12 protein-coding genes and 1 pseudogene are annotated in these 19037 nt (G+C 72.2%); 11 read left to right on the top strand and 2 right to left on the bottom strand.

The features are described from left to right. Positions 1-95: 95 nt before the first annotated feature. The 8 genes from KME66_RS08020 (at position 96) to KME66_RS07985 (ending at position 12668) form a co-directional block, all read left to right on the top strand. Positions 96-2918 (top strand): bifunctional diguanylate cyclase/phosphodiesterase, encoded by a 2823-nt coding sequence (locus KME66_RS08020; RefSeq protein WP_216329149.1) that lies wholly within the window; start codon positions 96-98, stop codon positions 2916-2918. Positions 2919-3136: 218 nt separating this feature from the next. After that, positions 3137-4993 carry an acetolactate synthase large subunit gene (locus KME66_RS08015; RefSeq protein WP_073214107.1) on the top strand — a complete coding sequence of 619 codons (1857 nt, stop codon included), beginning with the start codon at positions 3137-3139 and terminating at the stop codon, positions 4991-4993. A 23-nt stretch (positions 4994-5016) separates the two neighbouring features. After that, positions 5017-5544, top strand: coding sequence for an acetolactate synthase small subunit (gene ilvN, locus KME66_RS08010; RefSeq protein WP_019761169.1), 528 nt, complete (start codon positions 5017-5019; stop codon positions 5542-5544). Between the two features lie 101 nt (positions 5545-5645). Beyond that, positions 5646-6647: a ketol-acid reductoisomerase gene (ilvC, locus tag KME66_RS08005; protein WP_073214104.1), complete on the top strand. Its 1002-nt coding sequence runs from the start codon at positions 5646-5648 to the stop codon at positions 6645-6647. A gap of 265 nt (positions 6648-6912) precedes the next feature. Beyond that, a complete protein-coding gene (serA, locus tag KME66_RS08000) occupies positions 6913-8505 on the top strand; it encodes a phosphoglycerate dehydrogenase (protein ID WP_073214101.1) in 1593 nt (530 codons plus the stop codon). A 199-nt stretch (positions 8506-8704) separates the two neighbouring features. Further along, entirely contained in the window at positions 8705-11326 is a 2622-nt protein-coding gene (locus tag KME66_RS07995; protein WP_216320527.1) for a Tox-REase-5 domain-containing protein, read from the top strand. Between the two features lie 116 nt (positions 11327-11442). After that, complete coding sequence (locus tag KME66_RS07990; RefSeq protein ID WP_216320524.1) at positions 11443-12141, top strand: hypothetical protein; 699 nt, start codon at positions 11443-11445, stop codon at positions 12139-12141. Next, positions 12138-12668, top strand: coding sequence for a hypothetical protein (locus KME66_RS07985; protein ID WP_073214092.1), 531 nt, complete (start codon positions 12138-12140; stop codon positions 12666-12668). Before KME66_RS07990 ends, KME66_RS07985 begins: the two co-directional genes overlap by 4 nt. A gap of 260 nt (positions 12669-12928) precedes the next feature. Here the strand turns inward: KME66_RS07985 and KME66_RS07980 are convergent. Then, a pseudogene (locus KME66_RS07980) lies at positions 12929-14076 on the bottom strand (PucR family transcriptional regulator). Between the two features lie 191 nt (positions 14077-14267). Between KME66_RS07980 and KME66_RS07975 the strand changes: the two are divergent. Both KME66_RS07975 and pruA read left to right on the top strand, forming a co-directional pair. Further along, a complete protein-coding gene (locus tag KME66_RS07975) occupies positions 14268-15194 on the top strand; it encodes a proline dehydrogenase family protein (RefSeq protein ID WP_073214088.1) in 927 nt (308 codons plus the stop codon). 53 nt (positions 15195-15247) lie between these two features. Next, a complete protein-coding gene (gene pruA, locus KME66_RS07970) occupies positions 15248-16879 on the top strand; it encodes an L-glutamate gamma-semialdehyde dehydrogenase (RefSeq protein WP_073214086.1) in 1632 nt (543 codons plus the stop codon). 139 nt (positions 16880-17018) lie between these two features. Here the strand turns inward: pruA and KME66_RS07965 are convergent, their stop codons facing one another. Continuing rightward, positions 17019-17765, bottom strand: coding sequence for a nitroreductase family protein (locus KME66_RS07965; RefSeq protein WP_216320522.1), 747 nt, complete (start codon positions 17763-17765; stop codon positions 17019-17021). A 204-nt stretch (positions 17766-17969) separates the two neighbouring features. Between KME66_RS07965 and KME66_RS07960 the strand changes: the two genes are divergently transcribed. Next, positions 17970-19037: a S1 family peptidase gene (locus KME66_RS07960; RefSeq protein WP_216320521.1), complete on the top strand. Its 1068-nt coding sequence runs from the start codon at positions 17970-17972 to the stop codon at positions 19035-19037.

The raw sequence follows: 19037 nt of genomic DNA, 5'->3' as shown, positions 1-19037 counted from the left end.
GGGCCCCCGCGGAGCGAGCGGCGCCGGAGGAGTTCCGCGCGGAGCCAGGCACCGGGCAGCGCCTGCCCGGCGGGCCCGGGGCGGGGAGCCCTCCGGTGAGCGCGCTGGGTGCCCTGCTGGCCACACGGTCCGAGTCCGGCTCCACCGGTATGCGCTCCCGGATCCTGCTCGGCCTCGTCTGCGGGGGCTATTCGGTGGGCGCCGCCTTCGGCTGGGGCTCGCCGCAAGTCGCCGTCTTCATGGGGGACTTCGGTCTCGCCGCCGCGGCGCTGGTCGCCGCCGTCTCCTGCTTCCTCTACGCGCGGACGGGCGCGGGCCGGCTGCGGCCCGCCTGGCTGCTGTTCTCGCTCTCCTCCGCCATGGCGGCCTGCGGCAACGCCGTCTGGGGGTGGTACGAGGTGATCCTCGGCGTCCCCGTGCCCACGCCCTCCCTCGCCGACGTCTTCTTCCTCTGCTTCGCGCCGCCCGCCATCGTCGGGCTGCTCGTCCTCGCCAAGCGGCCCGTCACCCGGGCCGGATGGGTCTGTCTCGCCCTGGACGCCTGGCTGATCGGCGGCTCCCTGCTGACGCTCGCCTGGAGCCTCGCCCTCGCCCACACCGCGCACATGGCGGGCGTCCAGGAGGCCAGCGTCGCGCCCGCGGCCCTCTCGCTCGCCTATCCGCTGCTCGACATCGTCCTCGTCTCGATGGTGCTCGCCCTGCACTTCCGCCGGGCCGGGGTGAACCGCTCCGCGGTGAACACCGCCATCGCCGCCCTGGCCCTGACGGTGCTGAGCGACGCGGTGTTCACCTCGCCGCTGCTGCGCTCCACCTACCACTCGGGCCAGCTCCTCGACGCCGGCTGGTTCGCCGGCTCGCTGCTCCTCGCCTACGCCCCCTGGGGCGCCCGGCGCGGAGCCCGCCGGCCCGTCCGCCCCGGCCCGCCGCGCGCCATCGCCAGCCGCCCCATCGCCGGCTCCCTCGCGGCCCTCACCCCGTATCTCGCCGCCGCCGTCTGCACCCTGGGCATCCTGTACAACGTGGTCGACGGGCGCCGGGTGGACCGGGTCGTCATCTTCACCGGCTGCACCGTCGTCCTGGCGCTGGTCGTCCGGCAGGGCATCATGCTCCTCGACAACATCTCCCTCACCCAGGAGCTGGCCCAGAAGGAGAACCACTTCCGCTCCCTGGTGCAGGGGTCCAGCGACGTCATCATGATCGCCGCACCCAACGGCACCCTGCGCTACGTCAGCCCCGCCGCCGCCGGGGTCTACGGACGCGAGGCGGAGGACCTGGTCGGCGCCGAGCTGTCCTCGATCATCCACCCCGACGACCTCGGCCGGGTCGTCCACGAGGTGCGGCGCTTTCTCGCGGCCCCGCCCCACGAAGAGCCCACCACCCGCATCGAGTGCCGCTTCCGCTCCGGCACCGGCGACTGGCTCAACGTCGAGTCCACCGTCAACCGCCACCAGGGCGGCCTCCTCCTCAACAGCCGCGACGTCACCGAACGAGTCCGGCTGCAGGCCCAGTTGCAGCACAACGCCGAGCACGACCCGCTCACCGACCTGCCCAACCGGGCCCTGTTCACCGCCCGGGTCCGCCAGGCCCTCAGCGGCCGCCGTTCCGGAGACCCGGGCACCGCCGTCCTCTTCATCGACCTCGACGGCTTCAAACAGGTCAACGACACCATCGGCCACCAGGCGGGCGACGAACTGCTCATCCAGGCCGGCCGCCGTCTCCAGGAGTCCGTCCGGGCCGGCGACACCGCCGCCCGGCTCGGCGGCGACGAGTTCGCCGCGCTCATCATGGGCGACGGCACCCGCGACCAGGGCGCCCGGGAGTACCAGGTCCACGAGATCGCCGACCGGCTGCGCCTCACCCTCTCCCAGCCCTACCGGATCGGCGCCAGCGAGGTGCGGGTGGCCGCGTCCATCGGAGTGGCCTTCGCCGAGCCCGCCATCAGCCCCACCGACCTCATGCGCAACGCCGACCTCGCGATGTACCGGGCCAAGGCCGGAGGCAAGGACCGGGTCGAGCTGTACGCCCCGCAGATGCAGGCCGACGTCGTCCGCCGCTCCGAGCTGGCCACCCGGCTGCGCACCGCCCTGCGCGACGGCGAGTTCGCCCTGCTCCACCAGCCCGTCGTGCACCTCGCCAGCGGCTCCGTCGCCGCCGTCGCGGCCCAGGCCCGCTGGCGCTCCGCCCAGGGCATCCTGTTCACCCCCGCCGAGTTCCTGCGGGTCTCCGGCGACGACGACCGCACCGCCCAGCTCGGCCGCTGGCTCCTGGAGGAGGCCGTGGCCCAGGCCGCCGAGCGGGCCAGGGCCGGGCATCCCGTCGCCGTCTCCGTCCGGCTCTCCGCCGCCAGGCTGCTGGACTCGGCCCCGCCGCCGGGCTCCGTCGAGGCGCTGCTCACGCGCCACGGGCTGCCCTCCGGCGCCCTGATGATCGAGGTGGCCGACAGCGACCCGCGTGTCTCCTTCGACGCCCTGGAGCAGCGTCTCGTGGCCCTGCGGCGGCTCGGCGTACGGATCGCCCTCGACGGCTTCGGCAGCGGGTTCGCGGCGATCAACGCGCTGCGCCGGCTCCCGATCGACGTGCTGAAGCTCGACCGGAACCTGGTGGAGGGGGTGGTCGAATCGGCCCGGCTGCACAAGATCACCAGCGGCCTGCTGCGGATCGCCTGCGACCTCGGTCTCCAGTCCGTCGCCGACGGCGTCGACGTCCCCGAGCAGGTCCTCGCCCTGCGCGCCATGGGGTGCACCCACGGCCAGGGCATGGCCTTCTCCGGCCCGCTCGACGAGTACCGGCTGCGACGCGCCCTGGTCCGCGGGGAGTTCCCCGTACCGGGCATTCCCGCCCCCCGGCCGGTGATGGCGGGCGGCTCGATCCCGTTGCTCACCGGATCACATACTGAGACGCCCGTCCCACCCACTTGACACGTCATGCGTGCCGGAGAGAGGGTCAATGCCATGCGCACCCGAATTCTCGTACTTGGAAAGCGCGTCGGCTGAAGCAGAGTCACTCCACGACACTCTGCGGACCGCACCCGGCGCGCTCCCCTCGCTTGCCTCACGGCACGAGGGGTTTTTTGTTGCACCGACACCTCTCAAAACGCTGCAAAACACCCGCGAAAACCCTCAGCTTCGAGAAGAGAATGCCGATGACCGAGCAGGCCACCGGGGCCCACCACCCGCAGCCGCGCGCCCGTACCGGCGGACAGCCGTCCGTCACCGCCACGCACGTCACGGGCGCGCAGTCCCTCATCCGTTCTCTCGAGGAAGTCGGCGCCGACACGGTATTCGGGATTCCCGGCGGTGCGATCCTCCCCGCCTACGACCCGATGATGGACTCCACCCGGGTCCGTCACGTCCTGGTCCGCCACGAGCAGGGCGCCGGCCACGCCGCCACCGGATACGCGCAGGCCACCGGCAAGGTCGGCGTCTGCATGGCCACCTCGGGCCCCGGCGCCACCAACCTGGTCACCCCGATCGCCGACGCGCACATGGACTCCGTGCCGCTCGTCGCGATCACCGGGCAGGTCGCCTCCAAGGCCATCGGCACCGACGCCTTCCAGGAAGCCGACATCTGCGGCATCACGATGCCGATCACCAAGCACAACTTCCTGGTCACCAAGGCCGAGGACATCCCGCGCACCATCGCCGAGGCCTTCCACATCGCCTCCACCGGCCGGCCCGGCCCTGTCCTCGTCGACATCGCCAAGGACGCCCTCCAGGCGCAGACCACCTTCAGCTGGCCGCCCACCCAGGACCTGCCCGGCTACCGCCCGGTGACCAAGCCGCACGCCAAGCAGATCCGCGAGGCCGCCAAGCTGATCACCCAGTCCAAGCGCCCCGTGCTGTACGTCGGCGGCGGCGTCCTGAAGGCCGGGGCCACCGCCGAGCTGAAGGTTCTCGCGGAGCTGACCGGAGCGCCCGTCACCACCACCCTGATGGCGCTCGGCGCCTTCCCCGACAGCCACCCGCTGCACGTGGGAATGCCGGGCATGCACGGTGCGGTCACCGCCGTCACCGCGCTGCAGAAGGCCGACCTGATCGTCGCCCTCGGAGCCCGCTTCGACGACCGCGTCACCGGCAAGCTGGACAGCTTCGCCCCGTACGCCAAGATCGTCCACGCCGACATCGACCCGGCCGAGATCGGCAAGAACCGCACCGCCGACGTGCCGATCGTGGGTGACGCCCGCGAGGTCCTGGCCGATCTGGTCCAGGCCGTCCAGGCGGAGCACACCGAGGGCAACACCGGCGACTACGCCGCCTGGTGGAAGGACCTCAACCGCTGGCGCGACACCTATCCGCTGGGTTACGACCTGCCCGAGGACGGCAGCCTCTCCCCGCAGCAGGTCATCCAGCGCATCGGCCGGCTCGCCCCCGAGGGCACGATCTTCGCGGCCGGTGTCGGACAGCACCAGATGTGGGCCTCCCACTTCATCGACTACGAGCAGCCCGCCACCTGGCTCAACAGCGGCGGCGCCGGGACGATGGGGTACGCGGTCCCCGCCGCGATGGGCGCCAAGGCCGGCATGCCCGACCGCACGGTCTGGGCCATCGACGGCGACGGCTGCTTCCAGATGACCAACCAGGAACTGACCACCTGCGCGCTCAACAACATCCCGATCAAGGTCGCCGTGATCAACAACGGCGCCCTCGGGATGGTCCGCCAGTGGCAGACCCTCTTCTACAACCAGCGCTACTCCAACACCGTGCTGCACGCCGGACCCGGCTCCGACGGCGTCCCCAACAAGGGCACCCGCGTTCCGGACTTCGTCAAGCTGTCGGAGGCCATGGGCTGCCACGCCATCCGCTGCGAGGACCCGGCCGACCTGGACAAGGTCATCGAAGAGGCCAACTCCATCAACGACCGCCCCGTCGTGGTCGACTTCATCGTCCACGAGGACGCCATGGTCTGGCCGATGGTCGCCGCCGGCACCTCCAACGACGAGGTCCAGGCCGCGCGCGGCGTCCGCCCCGACTTCGGCGACAACGAAGACGACTGAGAGACAGAGAGAGAACGACTCCCATGTCCGAAAAGCACACGCTCTCCGTCCTGGTCGAGAACAAGCCCGGTGTCCTCGCCCGGATCACCGCGCTGTTCTCCCGCCGCGGCTTCAACATCGACTCGCTCGCGGTCGGTACGACCGAGCACCCCGACATCTCCCGCATCACCATCGTCGTGAATGTCGAGGACCTGCCCCTGGAGCAGGTGACCAAGCAGCTCAACAAGCTGGTCAACGTCCTGAAGATCGTCGAACTCGAGCCGTCCGCCGCGATCCAGCGGGAGCTCGTCCTGGTGAAGGTGCGCGCCGACAGCGAGACCCGCTCCCAGATCGTCGAGATCGTCCAGCTGTTCCGCGCCAAGACCGTCGACGTCTCCCCGGACGCCGTCACGATCGAGGCGACCGGAGGGGCCGACAAGCTGGAGGCGATGCTCAAGATGCTGGAGCAGTACGGCATCAAGGAGCTCGTCCAGTCCGGCACCATCGCCATAGGGCGCGGCGCGCGCTCGATCACCGACCGGTCCCTGCGCGCCCTCGACCGCTCGGCCTGAGCGGACAGCACGCCCCGCTCGCATCGCGAGACCCGACAACGCATACGACGCACCCCGCCGTACGGTGGGACGCAACACCTGCACACCAAGGAGAAGACCCAGTGGCCGAGCTGTTCTACGACGACGATGCCGACCTGTCCATCATCCAGGGCCGCAAGGTCGCGGTTCTCGGTTACGGCAGCCAGGGCCACGCCCACGCGCTGTCGCTCCGTGACTCCGGCGTCGACGTCCGCGTCGGTCTGCACGAGGGCTCGAAGTCCAAGGCCAAGGCCGAGGAGCAGGGCCTGCGCGTGGTGACTCCCTCCGAGGCGGCCGCCGAGGCCGACGTCATCATGATCCTCGTTCCGGACCCGATCCAGGCCCAGGTCTACGAGGAGTCCGTCAAGGACAACCTCAAGGCGGGCGACGCGCTGTTCTTCGGCCACGGCCTGAACATCCGCTTCGGCTTCATCAAGCCCCCGGCCGACGTCGACGTCTGCATGGTCGCCCCCAAGGGCCCCGGCCACCTGGTCCGCCGCCAGTACGAGGAGGGCCGCGGCGTCCCCTGCATCGTGGCCGTCGAGCAGGACGCCACGGGCAAGGGCCTGGAGCTCGCCCTGTCGTACGCCAAGGGCATCGGCGGCACCCGCGCCGGCGTCATCAAGACCACCTTCACCGAGGAGACCGAGACCGACCTGTTCGGTGAGCAGGCCGTCCTCTGCGGTGGCACCGCCGCCCTGGTCAAGGCCGGTTTCGAGACGCTGACCGAGGCCGGCTACCAGCCCGAGATCGCGTACTTCGAGTGCCTGCACGAGCTGAAGCTCATCGTCGACCTCATGTACGAGGGCGGCCTGGAGAAGATGCGCTGGTCCATCTCGGAGACCGCCGAGTGGGGCGACTACGTCACCGGCCCCCGGATCATCACCGACGCCACCAAGGCCGAGATGAAGAAGGTCCTCGCCGAGATCCAGGACGGCACCTTCGCCAAGAACTGGATGGCCGAGTACCACAACGGTCTGCCCCAGTACAACGAGTACAAGAAGGCCGACAGCGACCACCTGCTGGAGACCACCGGCCGCGAGCTGCGCAAGCTCATGAGCTGGGTGAACGACGAGGAGGCCTAGGCCTCGGGGGAGCGGGGCGGGCCCGTCACGGGCCCGCCCCGCTCCGCGGCATCCCCAGGGGCTTTTCCGCACGGGTGTACACCACGTCCATCCTCATGTGGGTGATCCTTCCACGAGGGCGCGATACGCGGCCCCTTGCATGACTACACTTCTGAACACCAACACGCGTCAGGGCCCACAGTGTCGTGCGTCTACCACGCGGCTAGCCCCTCCACCGCCTGCGGCCGTCGGGACGGCCGTCCGCACTGGACTTGTGAGGACTCACGTGAGCTCGAAACCTGTCGTACTCATCGCTGAAGAGCTGTCGCCCGCCACGGTCGACGCCCTGGGTCCGGATTTCGAGATCCGGCACTGCAACGGCGCGGACCGCGCCGAACTGCTCCCCGCGATCGCCGACGTCGACGCGATCCTCGTGCGCTCCGCGACCAAGGTCGACGCCGAGGCCCTCGCCGCCGCCAGGAAGCTCCGGGTCGTCGCCCGCGCGGGCGTCGGTCTGGACAACGTGGACGTCTCCGCGGCCACCAAGGCCGGCGTGATGGTCGTCAACGCCCCGACCTCCAACATCGTCACCGCCGCCGAGCTGGCCTGCGGTCTGCTCGTGGCCACCGCGCGCAACATCCCGCAGGCCAACACCGCGCTCAAGAACGGCGAGTGGAAGCGCTCCAAGTACACCGGGGTCGAGCTCAGCGAGAAGATCCTCGGCGTCGTCGGCCTCGGCCGCATCGGTGTCCTGGTGGCCCAGCGCATGTCGGCCTTCGGCATGAAGGTCGTCGCCTACGACCCCTACGTGCAGCCGGCCCGCGCCGCGCAGATGGGCGTCAAGCTCCTCAGCCTGGACGAGCTGCTGGAGGTCGCCGACTTCATCACCGTGCACCTGCCGAAGACCCCGGAGACCCTCGGTCTCATCGGTGACGAGGCGCTGCACAAGGTGAAGCCCTCGGTCCGAATCGTCAACGCCGCGCGCGGCGGGATCGTCGACGAGGACGCGCTCCACTCCGCCCTCAAGGAGGGCCGCGTCGCCGGCGCCGGCCTCGACGTGTACGCCAAGGAGCCCTGCACGGACTCCCCGCTGTTCGAGTTCGACCAGGTCGTCTGCACCCCGCACCTGGGCGCCTCCACCGACGAGGCGCAGGAGAAGGCGGGCATCGCGGTCGCCAAGTCCGTGCGCCTCGCGCTCGCCGGCGAGCTGGTCCCGGACGCCGTCAACGTCCAGGGCGGCGTCATCGCCGAGGACGTACGCCCCGGGCTGCCGCTCGCCGAGAAGCTCGGCCGGATCTTCACCGCGCTCGCGGGCGAGGTCGCGGCCCGGCTCGACGTCGAGGTGTACGGCGAGATCACCCAGCACGACGTCAAGGTGCTGGAGCTCTCCGCGCTCAAGGGCGTCTTCGAGGACGTCGTCGACGAGACCGTCTCCTACGTCAACGCCCCGCTGTTCGCGCAGGAGCGCGGCGTCGAGGTGCGCCTCACCACCAGCTCCGAGTCGCCCGACCACCGCAACGTCGTCACCGTGCGCGGCACGCTCGGCAGCGGCGAGGAGGTCGCGGTCTCCGGCACCCTGGCCGGCCCGAAGCACCTCCAGAAGATCGTCGCCATCGGCGAGCACGACGTGGACCTGGCGCTCGCCGACCACATGGTCGTCCTGCGCTACCAGGACCGGCCCGGAGTGGTCGGCACGGTCGGCAAGATCCTCGGCGAGGCCGGGCTGAACATCGCGGGCATGCAGGTCTCGCGGGCCACGGAGGGCGGCGAGGCGCTGGTCGTCCTCACCGTCGACGAGACGGTCCCGCAGCCGGTGCTGACCGAGATCGCCGAGGAGATCGGCGCCTCCTCGGCCCGCTCGGTGAACCTCACCGACTGACCGACTGACCGACTGACCGCCTGTACGACCCCGGCTGCCGGGCGCCCCCTCCGCGGGAGCGCCCGGCAGCCGTCTTTTCCGGGGCGGACCCGCCCCGATGGGCCCGGAGTTGGGCCCTGGGGCCCACGACGCGCGAGATCCCCGACCCTAGGGTGACCGGTTGTCATGTCACTCATGGGCACCGGGGGTCGGATCACGTATGTCTGCTGTCGGTGGCATACCCGTAGCGGGAGGCCCGGCTCCGGCCGCCGCACCCCGGCGTGACCTCCCGGGCCCGATCGCCCTGGTCCGGGTGCTGCTCCTGGTCCTGCTCGGTGCGACGGTTCTCGGCGCGGTCGGCCTCTCCGGCTCCGCGCTCGCCGCCGACGCCATGGGCGCCCAGGTGCTCGGCATCCTCCTGTACGCCTCCGCTCCCGGGGTGCTCGGCGCCCTGCTGGCCCGGCACCTGCGCACGGGCGGCAGGCGCGTGCTGTGGGGCGTCGTCGCCGTCCAGATCTGGCTGATCGTCGGCGGGCTCGGCAACCTGGCGGACGGGTCTCCGGACGGGTTCACGCAGCTGGTGCTGCCCGTCCTCATCCTGGTGCTGCTGCGCCGTCCGCAGAGCCGCGCGTGGTTCCTGCTGCCGCCCCGGGAGCGCGGGGAGCCGCCGACGTTCTCGCTCCCGCACATGATCACCTGGCGCCGGGACCGAGGGCAGTCCGCGCTGGAGTACCTGGGCCTGGTCCTGATCGTCGTCGCGCTGATCGGCGCGCTGACAGTGGGCGGCCTGGGCGGCCGGATCACGGAGGGGCTCCAGTCGGCGATCTGCTCGCTGACGGGCAGCTCGTGCCCGGTCTCGCCCGGCGGCAGCGACACGGTGGCGGGCGACGACCCGGGCGGCGGCGTGGACGGAGGGACGTCGGGGAGCCCGGACGGCGGCGCGGACGGCGGAGCCGAGGGCAGTGCCGCCGACGGTGGTTCGACCACCACCGGAGGCTCCACCACGGGCGGCACGGCCGGCGGCGACGCGACGGGCGGTACGGGTGGCACCGGCGGTACGGGCGGCACCGAGAGCACGGGCGGAACCGGTGGCAGCGAGGGCGCCGGCGGCTCCGAGGGCACGGGTGGTCCGGGCGGCAGCGGCGGCTCCGAGGGCACGGGTGGTCCGGGCGGCAGCGGCGGCTCCGAGGGCACGGGTGGTCCGGGCGGCAGCGGCGGCTCCGAGGGCACGGGTGGTCCTGGCGGCACCGGCGGCTCCGAGGGCACCCAGGGCGCCGCAGGCGCCGACTCCTCCGGTGGCACCGGAGGCCCCGACGACGGGCGCCCCGGCACGGGGGAGGACACCTACCCCGAGGACAACGAGGAGCCCGAGGCCGCCTACGACGTACAGGCGTCGGACGACGGCGGCGGGGACGAGGGCGGCGAGCAGGCGGAGGAGCAGGAGGACTGCGGCGGCTGGGGCTTCTTCGGCTGCGCCTGGGACCGGACGACCCAGGTCGTCAAGGGCATCGTGGTCGACGGGATCTGGGGCGACATCACCGGAATCGTCGACCTGTTCAAGCCGGAGACCTGGTCGGGCCTGGTCAACTACGGCCGGCAGCTCGGCGACCAGTGGGCCCAGGACTCCTCGGGCGCGGGCGACAAGTGGGCCGACGGCGACTACCTGGGCGCCCTGTGGGACTGGGGCGGGGCCTCCGTCAACACCGTGATCACCGTCGGCGACGACATCTTCGTCGGCGACGAGGTCCGTGAGCGCTGGAACAACGGTGAGAAGACCCGGGCCGTCACCGATGTGATCTGGAACGTCGGCTCGCTGTTCATCCCCGGCTACAACGTCGCGAAGGTCGTCGGCAAGACCGGAAAGCTCGGCAAGGTCGGCAAGGTGGCGTCCGAGCTGGCGGACGCGGCGGGCGACGCGAGCGCCGCCGCCCGCCGAGCCCGGCAGGCCGCGGAAGCGGGCGATCTCGACGGTGTGCGCCGGGCGGCGAGGGAGGCCGACGAGGCGGCGGACAGCGCCGAGGACGCGGCGCGCCGGACCGGCTGCGCGATCGCGGGCGGCCCGCCGAGGGTGCCGTACGGCGGAGGAGGCTTCGGCGGTGTGCCGGGCACGGGCACCGGAGTGCTGGCGGGCGGCCCGCCGGGCCGGGTCGTCCTCGCCGAGGGCGGCTGCGACGAGGCGGCCAAGCAGGCGGCCGAGGAGGCGCGGGCGGCGGAACGCCGGGCGCACCTGGAGCAGAAGCGCCTGGAGGAACCGGAGCGGGCGCGCAAGGCGGAGGCGGACAAGAAGACGTACCCCGAGCCGCAGCGCAACGACACCTCCGACCCGCGCAACTACAACCCGCCGTCGTGGGCCGACGACCTCAGGGACCGTACGCTCGGCGACGCCGACGGGGGCGACGGCTACTGGGCGAGCCGGGACCGCAACCCCGCGCCGAACTGGAAGAACGAGTCCTGGCTGCGCTACCAGGAGCAGATCACCGGCACGAACAGGGGCCAGGAGTACGTCGTCCCGCATCCGCGTGAGGGCAAGCCGGCGGTGGAGTACGACGGTTGGGACGCGTCCCGGCAGACGTTCCTGGAGGCCAAGAACGGTTACGGCAGCTATCTGTCCAAGACCGACAGCGGCACCCTCACCCCGTCCGGCAAGGACAGGTTCGTCACCGAGGCCCGCGCGCAGGTCGAGGCGTCCGGCGGCCGGAGTGTGGAGTGGCACTTCTCCGACCCGGACGTGGCCAAGGCGGCCCGCAAGGCGTTCCGTGAGGAGGGGCTGCCGGTCAGGGTGGTGCACACCAAGCCCCACCAGGGCGACAGCACCAGGAATCCGGAAGCCTTCGACGAGTAGCGGTTGCCCGGCCCGGGGGCTCCGGGCCGAGTAGCCTGCAACGCGTGGTGATCCCCGGCCGCCGGACGGCCGGGGGAGCCGCGTGCAGCGGGCAGGCCGACGGAGGAGAGACGAGCATGCGACGTGTGGTGCGGGGCTTCTGGGGTCCCCGGCCGGAGCCGGTCGAGGCGGTCGCCGACAGGTGGCTGCGGACCCTCGACGGGATCGCCGAACTGGTCCCGCAGGCGGCCGACGTGTGGAGCCAGGTCCACGGGAATGGGCCCGCCACCGCCTTCACCGCCGACCGGGACGCCCTGCTCGGCGCGCTCCGCACCGCCCAGAGCGCGACCGACTGGTCGGACCTCACCGGGACCGGGCTGCGGCTCGTCGGCACCGGCGCGCCCGGCTGGCAGGCCGAGGTCAGCGGACTGGCCGGGGGTGCGCCGGAGTTCCTGCTCCAGTCGCTCGCGATCATCCTGCACGCCCCGGACGAGGCCGTGGTGCCCGAGGAGGCCCTGCTCGCCCTCGTCGCCCGGGTGTGGGAGCCGGACTTCGGCGATGTGAGCGACGACGACGTGCTGGACGCGCTGGAGGACGACGCCGGCTACTCCGTCGGCGACCCCGTCGTCGGCCGCACCGGCTATCTCTCCCCGGCCCGCGCCGCCCTCGTCCCCGACGGCCTGGAGACCGTCCGCGAACCGCTGCCCGGCGGTGGGGAACTCCTGAGCATCGCCGCCCCGGGCGACAGCGCGACCGTGGTGCGGGTGTACGAACGGCTCCGCGAGGCGGGCGCCCTGGCGCCGCTGCCCCGTCCGATGGACCGGGCGGTGCTGTGACCTCCCGGGCGGGTGAGCCCTTCGACACGGACCGTGCGGCGGCCGAGGCGGCGGAACTGCTCGTCGCTCCCCTGCCGGCCGACGGCCCCTTCGCCGCCGAGGGCGACCCGGTCACCGGCGAGTGGACGGCCACCGCCGGGGCGGGCTTCCGGATCGTGCCGCTCTGGGAGGGCGACCCGCTCACCGGTGTCTACGCCCCGGAGTGGAACGACGCGGAGGAGGCAGCGGCCTCCCATCTCGCCGGGCTGGCACGGGCGTTGGACGCGCGCTGGGGACCGCACCGCAGGCTGCGGCTGGACGGGCCGCTGCTGCGCCGGCAGGCCGGTCTGCCGGTCGAGCCGCTGTTCGAGGCGCTGTTCGCGCAGGACCTGTACGGAGACCTGGAGGTCTGGGGCCCTCTCGACCCCGGCGGCCGGTGGGTCGCACTGATCGCCGGCCACGGCGACGGGGACGCGCCGTTCGTGCTCGCCGCCGTGGCCGGCGACCGTCCCTTCCCCGAACCGGCGGACGGCGACGGGCCGTTGTGAGACCCGTCGAGGCGGGCGTGCGGGCCCTGTGCGCGGGCCGCCGCGGCGGCCCGCGCTGGATGCGGACCCGTCATCCGGGAGAGGCGTGCACCCGACTCCACGAAGGGGCCTCGGCCCGCCACCCTGAGAAGACGAGAACCCGTCCACCGGGAGCGGCCTCAACCTGCCCCGACGCATCGTGAATCCGTCGTCCCGGAGAGACGTGGACCCGTGCCCCGGGAAGAGGCGCGTCACCCCCTGGTCCCGACGGCCTGCCCGTGTCACAGCCGGGCCCGTTTCACCGCCATGTGGAGCAGCAGCCGGTCCTCCCCGTCGTTCAGGTCGAGGCCGGTGATCTGCTGGATGCGGGAGAGCCGGTAGTAGAGCGTCTGGCGGTGGATGCCCAGGGCGGCGGCCGTCCGGCTCGCCTGGCCCGCGCAGTCCAGGAAGACCTCGGCGGTGTGCGCCAGCTCCCGGTGCACCGGGACCAGCAGGGCGGCGACCGCCGGGTCCCCGGGATCGGCCCCGGTGCCCGGGAGGGCGGTGAGCAGCCGGTACGGGCCGATCGCGGACCAGCGGGCGACCGGGCCGAGACGGGGTTCGGCGCGGGCCGCGCGGGCCGCCGCCGTGGCCTCGCGCCAGGAGACCGTCAGCCGGTCCAGGCCCCGGCGCGGCGTGGAGATCCCTCCGGTGGCGGCCGGGTCCGAGCCCGCCCGCAGCCGGTCCGCGGCGCTCAGCGCCGGGTCCAGGCGGTCCGGCGAGCGCAGCCGCACGAGCGCCGCCAGCGACAGGGGCGCGGCCGCCCCGGCGCGGGCACCGCCGCCAGCGCAGCCGCCGACGCCACGCCCCGTACCGACGGCGTGTCGTCGGACCACGGCGTCACGCACACCACCGCGTGCAGTCCCTCCGCGTCCCGGCCCAGAGCCTCGCCCAGCGCGGCGACCGCGGTGTCGTGCTGCCGGCCGGGGCCCGCCGTGAGCACCGCGCCGAATTCCCGTGAGAGGTCCGCGCCCGCCCGCGCCTCGTCGAAGAGCAGCGCCCCGATACGGGCGGCCACCTCCATCGCGGCGGTCAGCTGCTCCGGTGCCGGGCCCGGATCCGCGTCGAGCAGCCAGACGTAACCGAGGACGACACCCCGATGGCGTACCGGAAGGCAGATGCGGTCCCGGAACACCCCGGCCTCGGGCGCGGCGGGGATCCGGACGGGTCCGGTGGCCCGGGTGATGCCGAACCCCTCGAACCAGGCGCGGACGGCGGGGGTGGAGCGGCGGGTCAGGATCGAGCGGGTGCGGACCGGGTCCATGGCGCTGTCGTCGTCGCTGTCGTGGGCCCCGAAGGCGACGAGGCCGAAGTCCCGGTTCTCCAGGGTGGCCGGGGCGTCGAGGAGGGACGAGATCTCGTCGACCAGTTCCTGGTAATCGCCTGTCACCCCGCCATTCTGCACCCCCGCGCGGCCTTCCTCATACAGATGTCTGAGATGGCGGCCACGGATGCGTGACAGGTGTCGATGGCACAGCGTGCACGGGGTACCTAGATTTCAGAGTGGTTATCCGTGCCGTACCGGTTCGTTCATGTTCGTACCGTTACGACGCCTCGTCCGTACATTCGTGGAGGTACCCCGTGCTGGGTCCCGTGATTCTCGCCGCATCGCGCAGCGACAAGATGCGCCGGTTCATCTCGGCCGCGCCCGGCACCAAGCAGGTCGTCGACCGCTTCATCGCCGGCGAGACCGTCGACCAGGTCGTCCCGATCGTCGAGGACGCCGCGGACAAGGGCCTGGAGGTCACGCTCGACGTCGTCGGCGAGGACATCACCACCCCCGCGCAGGCCGAGGCCGCCCGCGACGCCTATCTGGAGCTCATCGAGCGCCTGAAGGCCCTGGACCTGGGCCCGCGCGCCGAGATGTCCGTCAAGCTGTCGATGTTCGGCCAGGCGCTGGAGAACGGGCACGAGCTGGCCCTCGCCAACGTCCGCCCGGTCGTCGAGGCGGCCGCCGCCATCGGCACCACGGTCACGCTGGACGCCGAGGACCACACCACCCTCGACTCGATGTTCGCCATCCACGAGGAGCTGCGGAAGGACTTCCCGCAGACCGGCTGCGTCATCCAGTCCTATCTCTTCCGCACCGAGGACGACGCCCGCCGCCTGGCCGAGGCCGGCAGCCGCGTCCGCATCGTGAAGGGCGCCTACAAGGAGCCCGCCTCCGTCGCGTACCAGGACAAGGCCGAGATCGACAAGGCGTACGTCCGTATCACCCGCATCCTGATGGAGGGAGAGGGCTACCCGATGATCGGGTCGCACGATCCCCGTCTCATCGCCATCGCCCAGGAGCTGGGCCGCCGGGCCGGGCGCAAACTGGACGAGTACGAGTTCCAGATGCTGTACGGCATCCGCAGCGACGAGCACGTCCGGCTCGCGGCCGAGGGCCACCGGATGCGCGTCTACACGGCGTACGGCACCGACTGGTACGGATACTTCATGCGCCGCCTCGCGGAGAAGCCGGCCAACCTGCTGTTCTTCGGCCGCTCGATCCTCACCAAGGGCTGAGCGGCCCCCGGGCCGACCCACATCCCCGCCGACATCAAGGAGACAAGGCACTCATGGACGCCGTCACCCAGGTCCCCGCGCCGGTCAACGAGCCGGTCCACTCCTACGCGCCGGGCTCCCCGGAGCGCGCCCGCCTGGAGGTGAAGCTCAAGGAACTCGCCGACAACCCGATCGACCTGCCGATGACCATCGGCGGCGAGAAGCGGATGGGCGGCGGCGAGCGGGTCAACGTCGTACAGCCGCACAACCACAAGGCCGTCATCGGCACCTTCGCCGGGGCCACCGAGCAGGACGCCCAAGACGCCATCGACGCGGCCCTGGCCGCCGCCCCGGCCTGGCGCGCGATGTCCTTCGACGACCGCGCCGCGATCATCCTGCGCGCCGCCGAGCTGCTGTCGGGCCCCTGGCGCGAGACGCTGGCCGCCTCCACCATGCTCGGCCAGTCCAAGACCGCGCAGCAGGCCGAGATCGACACCCCCTGCGAGCTGATCGACTTCTGGCGCTTCAACGTGCACTACGCGCGCCAGATCCTCGCCGAGCAGCCCCCGGCCAATTCCCCGGGCGTGTGGAACCGCATGGACCACCGCCCGCTGGAGGGCTTCGTCTACGCGATCACGCCGTTCAACTTCACGGCCATCGCGGGCAACCTCCCGACCGCGCCCGCCCTCATGGGCAACGTCGTGGTGTGGAAGCCGTCCCCGACCCAGACCCACGCCGCCGTGCTGCTGATGCAGCTCCTGGAGGAGGCCGGTCTGCCCAAGGGCGTCATCAACCTGGTCACCGGTGACGGCAAGGCCGTCTCCGAGGTGGCGCTGAACCACCGCGACCTGGCCGGCATCCACTTCACCGGCTCGACGCCCACCTTCCAGCACCTGTGGAAGACGGTCGGCAACAACATCGCCAACTACCGCACCTACCCGCGGCTCGTCGGCGAGACCGGCGGCAAGGACTTCGTCGTCGCGCACCCCAGCGCCGACCGCGCCGTCCTGAAGACCGCGCTGACCCGCGGCTCCTTCGAGTTCCAGGGCCAGAAGTGCTCCGCGTCCTCGCGGGCGTACGTCCCCGCCTCCATCTGGAACTCCGGTTTCCAGGAGGAGTTCGCGGCCGAGGTCGACTCCATCAAGATGGGTGACGTCACCGACCTGAGCAACTTCATCGGGGCCGTCATCGACGACCGCTCGTTCGCCAAGAACAAGGCCGCGATCGACCGCGCCAAGTCCGACCCGACCTGCACGGTCATCGCGGGCGGCAGCTACGACGACTCGGTGGGCTACTTCGTCCGTCCGACCGTCATCGTGTGCACCGACCCGGAGAACGAGGTCTTCACGACCGAGTACTTCGGCCCGATCCTCGCGATCCACGTCTACGAGGACGAGCAGTACGACGCCATGCTGGAGCAGATGGAGTCGGTCTCCGACTACGCGCTGACCGGCTCGGTCATCGCGGGCGACCGTGCGGCGGCCGCCGCCACGATGGAGAAGCTCCGCTACGCCGCGGGCAACTTCTACATCAACGACAAGTCGACCGGCGCCGTCGTCGGCCAGCAGCCCTTCGGCGGCGGCCGTGCCTCCGGCACCAACGACAAGGCGGGCGCCCCGCAGAACCTCCAGCGCTGGACTCTGACCCGGGCCATCAAGGAGACGCTGGTCCCGCCGACCGACTACACCTACCCGCACCAGGGCTGACGCCCTCCCGGGGCGCCGCAGCACGACGCCCCGGACCCGGGGCTCTCCTGCGGAGCCCCTCGTGAGCACCGCCCCCCGACCGGTCCCCCTACCGGCCGGGGGGCGGTTTCACTGTGTGTACGGGACTGTCGGCGGGGCCTCAGATCTCGACGAGCACCTGGTCCAGCGACTTGCGAACGAGGTCGGGGACCTCGCAGTCGTCGGACGGGTAGCCGACGGGGATGACCGCGAACGCCTTCTCGTTCTCCGGCCGGTTCAGCACCTCACCGAGGAAGCGCATCGGGCTCGGGGTGTGGATCAGCGCGGCGAGCCCGGACAGGTGCAGGGCGCTCAGGAGCATCCCCACCGCGATGCCCACGGACTCGTCGACGTAGTAGTGCTTGCGCTTGGCGCCGTCCTCGCCCAGCCAGTAGCGCTGCTGGAACACCACGATCAGGCCGGGCGCGTCCGTCATGTGGGCCTTGACCGCGTCGGTGCCCAGCGGGCGCAGCGCCGCGAGCCACTCCTCGCCGAGCCGTCCGTCGTAACTCAGCTTCTCCTCGTGCTCGGCGGCCTCCCGGATGCGGCGGCGCACCTCCGGATCCTTGACCAGGACGAACGTCCACGGCTGCTGGTGGGCGCCGGAGGGGGCGGTGGCCGCGCAGGCGACGGCGTCACGCAGCACCTGTTCGGGGACCGGGTCGGGGGAGAAGGCCCGGACGGTCCTGCGCTCGTCCAGCCGCAGCCGCAGCCGCGCGGCGCGGGCGAGCGACTCCTCGGCGGCGATCCGCTCGGGTCGGTAGGGCGTGGGGCGGTACGGGGCGCCGTGAGTGGGGGACCAGGGGCGGGACGCGGAGGCGGTCGCGGGTGCGGTGGCCGCCGCGGGTTCGGGTGTCGTGTCGGGCATGGGCGCAGTGTGCGCCCCGGGGGAGCCCGGAGGGAACCGGGGGTTCGGTCAGGTCCGGGGCGGGTCCCGGACAGTGTCCGGTGACCGGCGGCACCAGCCGGACGTCAACGGCCCACGGCGCACGCGGTCTTGTGGTGTAGGTAATGGGCATGTCAAATTCCTTCTCGGTACGTCCCCACACGTCACCTCAGAAGGAGTCCCCCCATGAGACGCAACTCCCGCGCGCGCCTCGGCGTTTCCCTGCTGCTCGTCGCCGGAGCCCTCGGCCTCGGAGCCGCCCCCTCCACCGCCGCCGACGCCCCCGCCGCCACCCCCTCGGCGATCCCCGCCCCGGCCGCGTACGCCCTCGACGCCAAGGTCGAACGGCAGCTCGGGGCCGCCACCGCCGGTACCTACCTCGACGCCGCGACCGGGAAGCTGGTCGTCACCGTCACCACCGACCGGGCCGAGGAGCAGGCCCGCTCCGCCGGGGCCACCGTCCGCCGGGTGACCCGCAGCGCCGCCCAGCTCGATGCCGCCATGGAGACCCTGGAGGCCGAGGCGAAGATCACCGGCACCTCCTGGGGTGTCGACCCGCGCACCAACCGGGTCGTCGTCGAGGCCGACTCCTCCGTCTCCGCCCGGGAGATGGCCCGCCTCGAAGCCGTCGCCGAGCGGCTCGACGGCGCGGTCGCCGTCCAGCGCGTCCCCGGTGAGTTCCGCCGCGAGGTGCTGGGCGGCGGCGCGATCTACGGAGGCGGCAGCCGCTGCTCGGCCGCCTTCAACGTCACCAAGGGCGGGGCCCGTTACTTCGTGACCGCCGGGCACTGCACCAACATCTCCGCCAACTGGTCGGCCCGCTCGGGCGGTCCGGTCGTCGGCGTGCGGGAGGGCAGCAGCTTCCCGACCAACGACTACGGCATCGTCCGCTACACCGACGGGTCCTCGCCCGCCGGAGCCGTCGACCTCTACAACGGCTCCACCCGCGACATCACCTCCGCCGCCAACGCCGTCGTCGGCCAGGCGATCCAGAAGAGCGGCTCCACCACCAAGGTGACCTCCGGAACGGTCACCGCCGTCAACGTCACCGTCAACTACAGTGACGGGCCCGTCTACAACATGGTCCGCACCACGGCCTGCTCCGCCGGCGGCGACAGCGGCGGCGCGCACTTCGCCGGATCCGTCGCCCTCGGCATCCACTCCGGCAGCTCCGGCTGCTCGGGCACCGCGGGCTCGGCCATCCACCAGCCGGTCACCGAGGCGCTGTCCGCGTACGGCGTCTCGGTGTACTGA

Source organism: Streptomyces sp. YPW6 (assembly GCF_018866325.1).
In the GTDB taxonomy this organism is placed as follows: Bacteria; Actinomycetota; Actinomycetes; order Streptomycetales; family Streptomycetaceae; genus Streptomyces.
The sequence above is the reverse complement of the archived record's forward strand: the minus strand, read 5'-3'. Positions and strand labels throughout refer to the sequence as shown.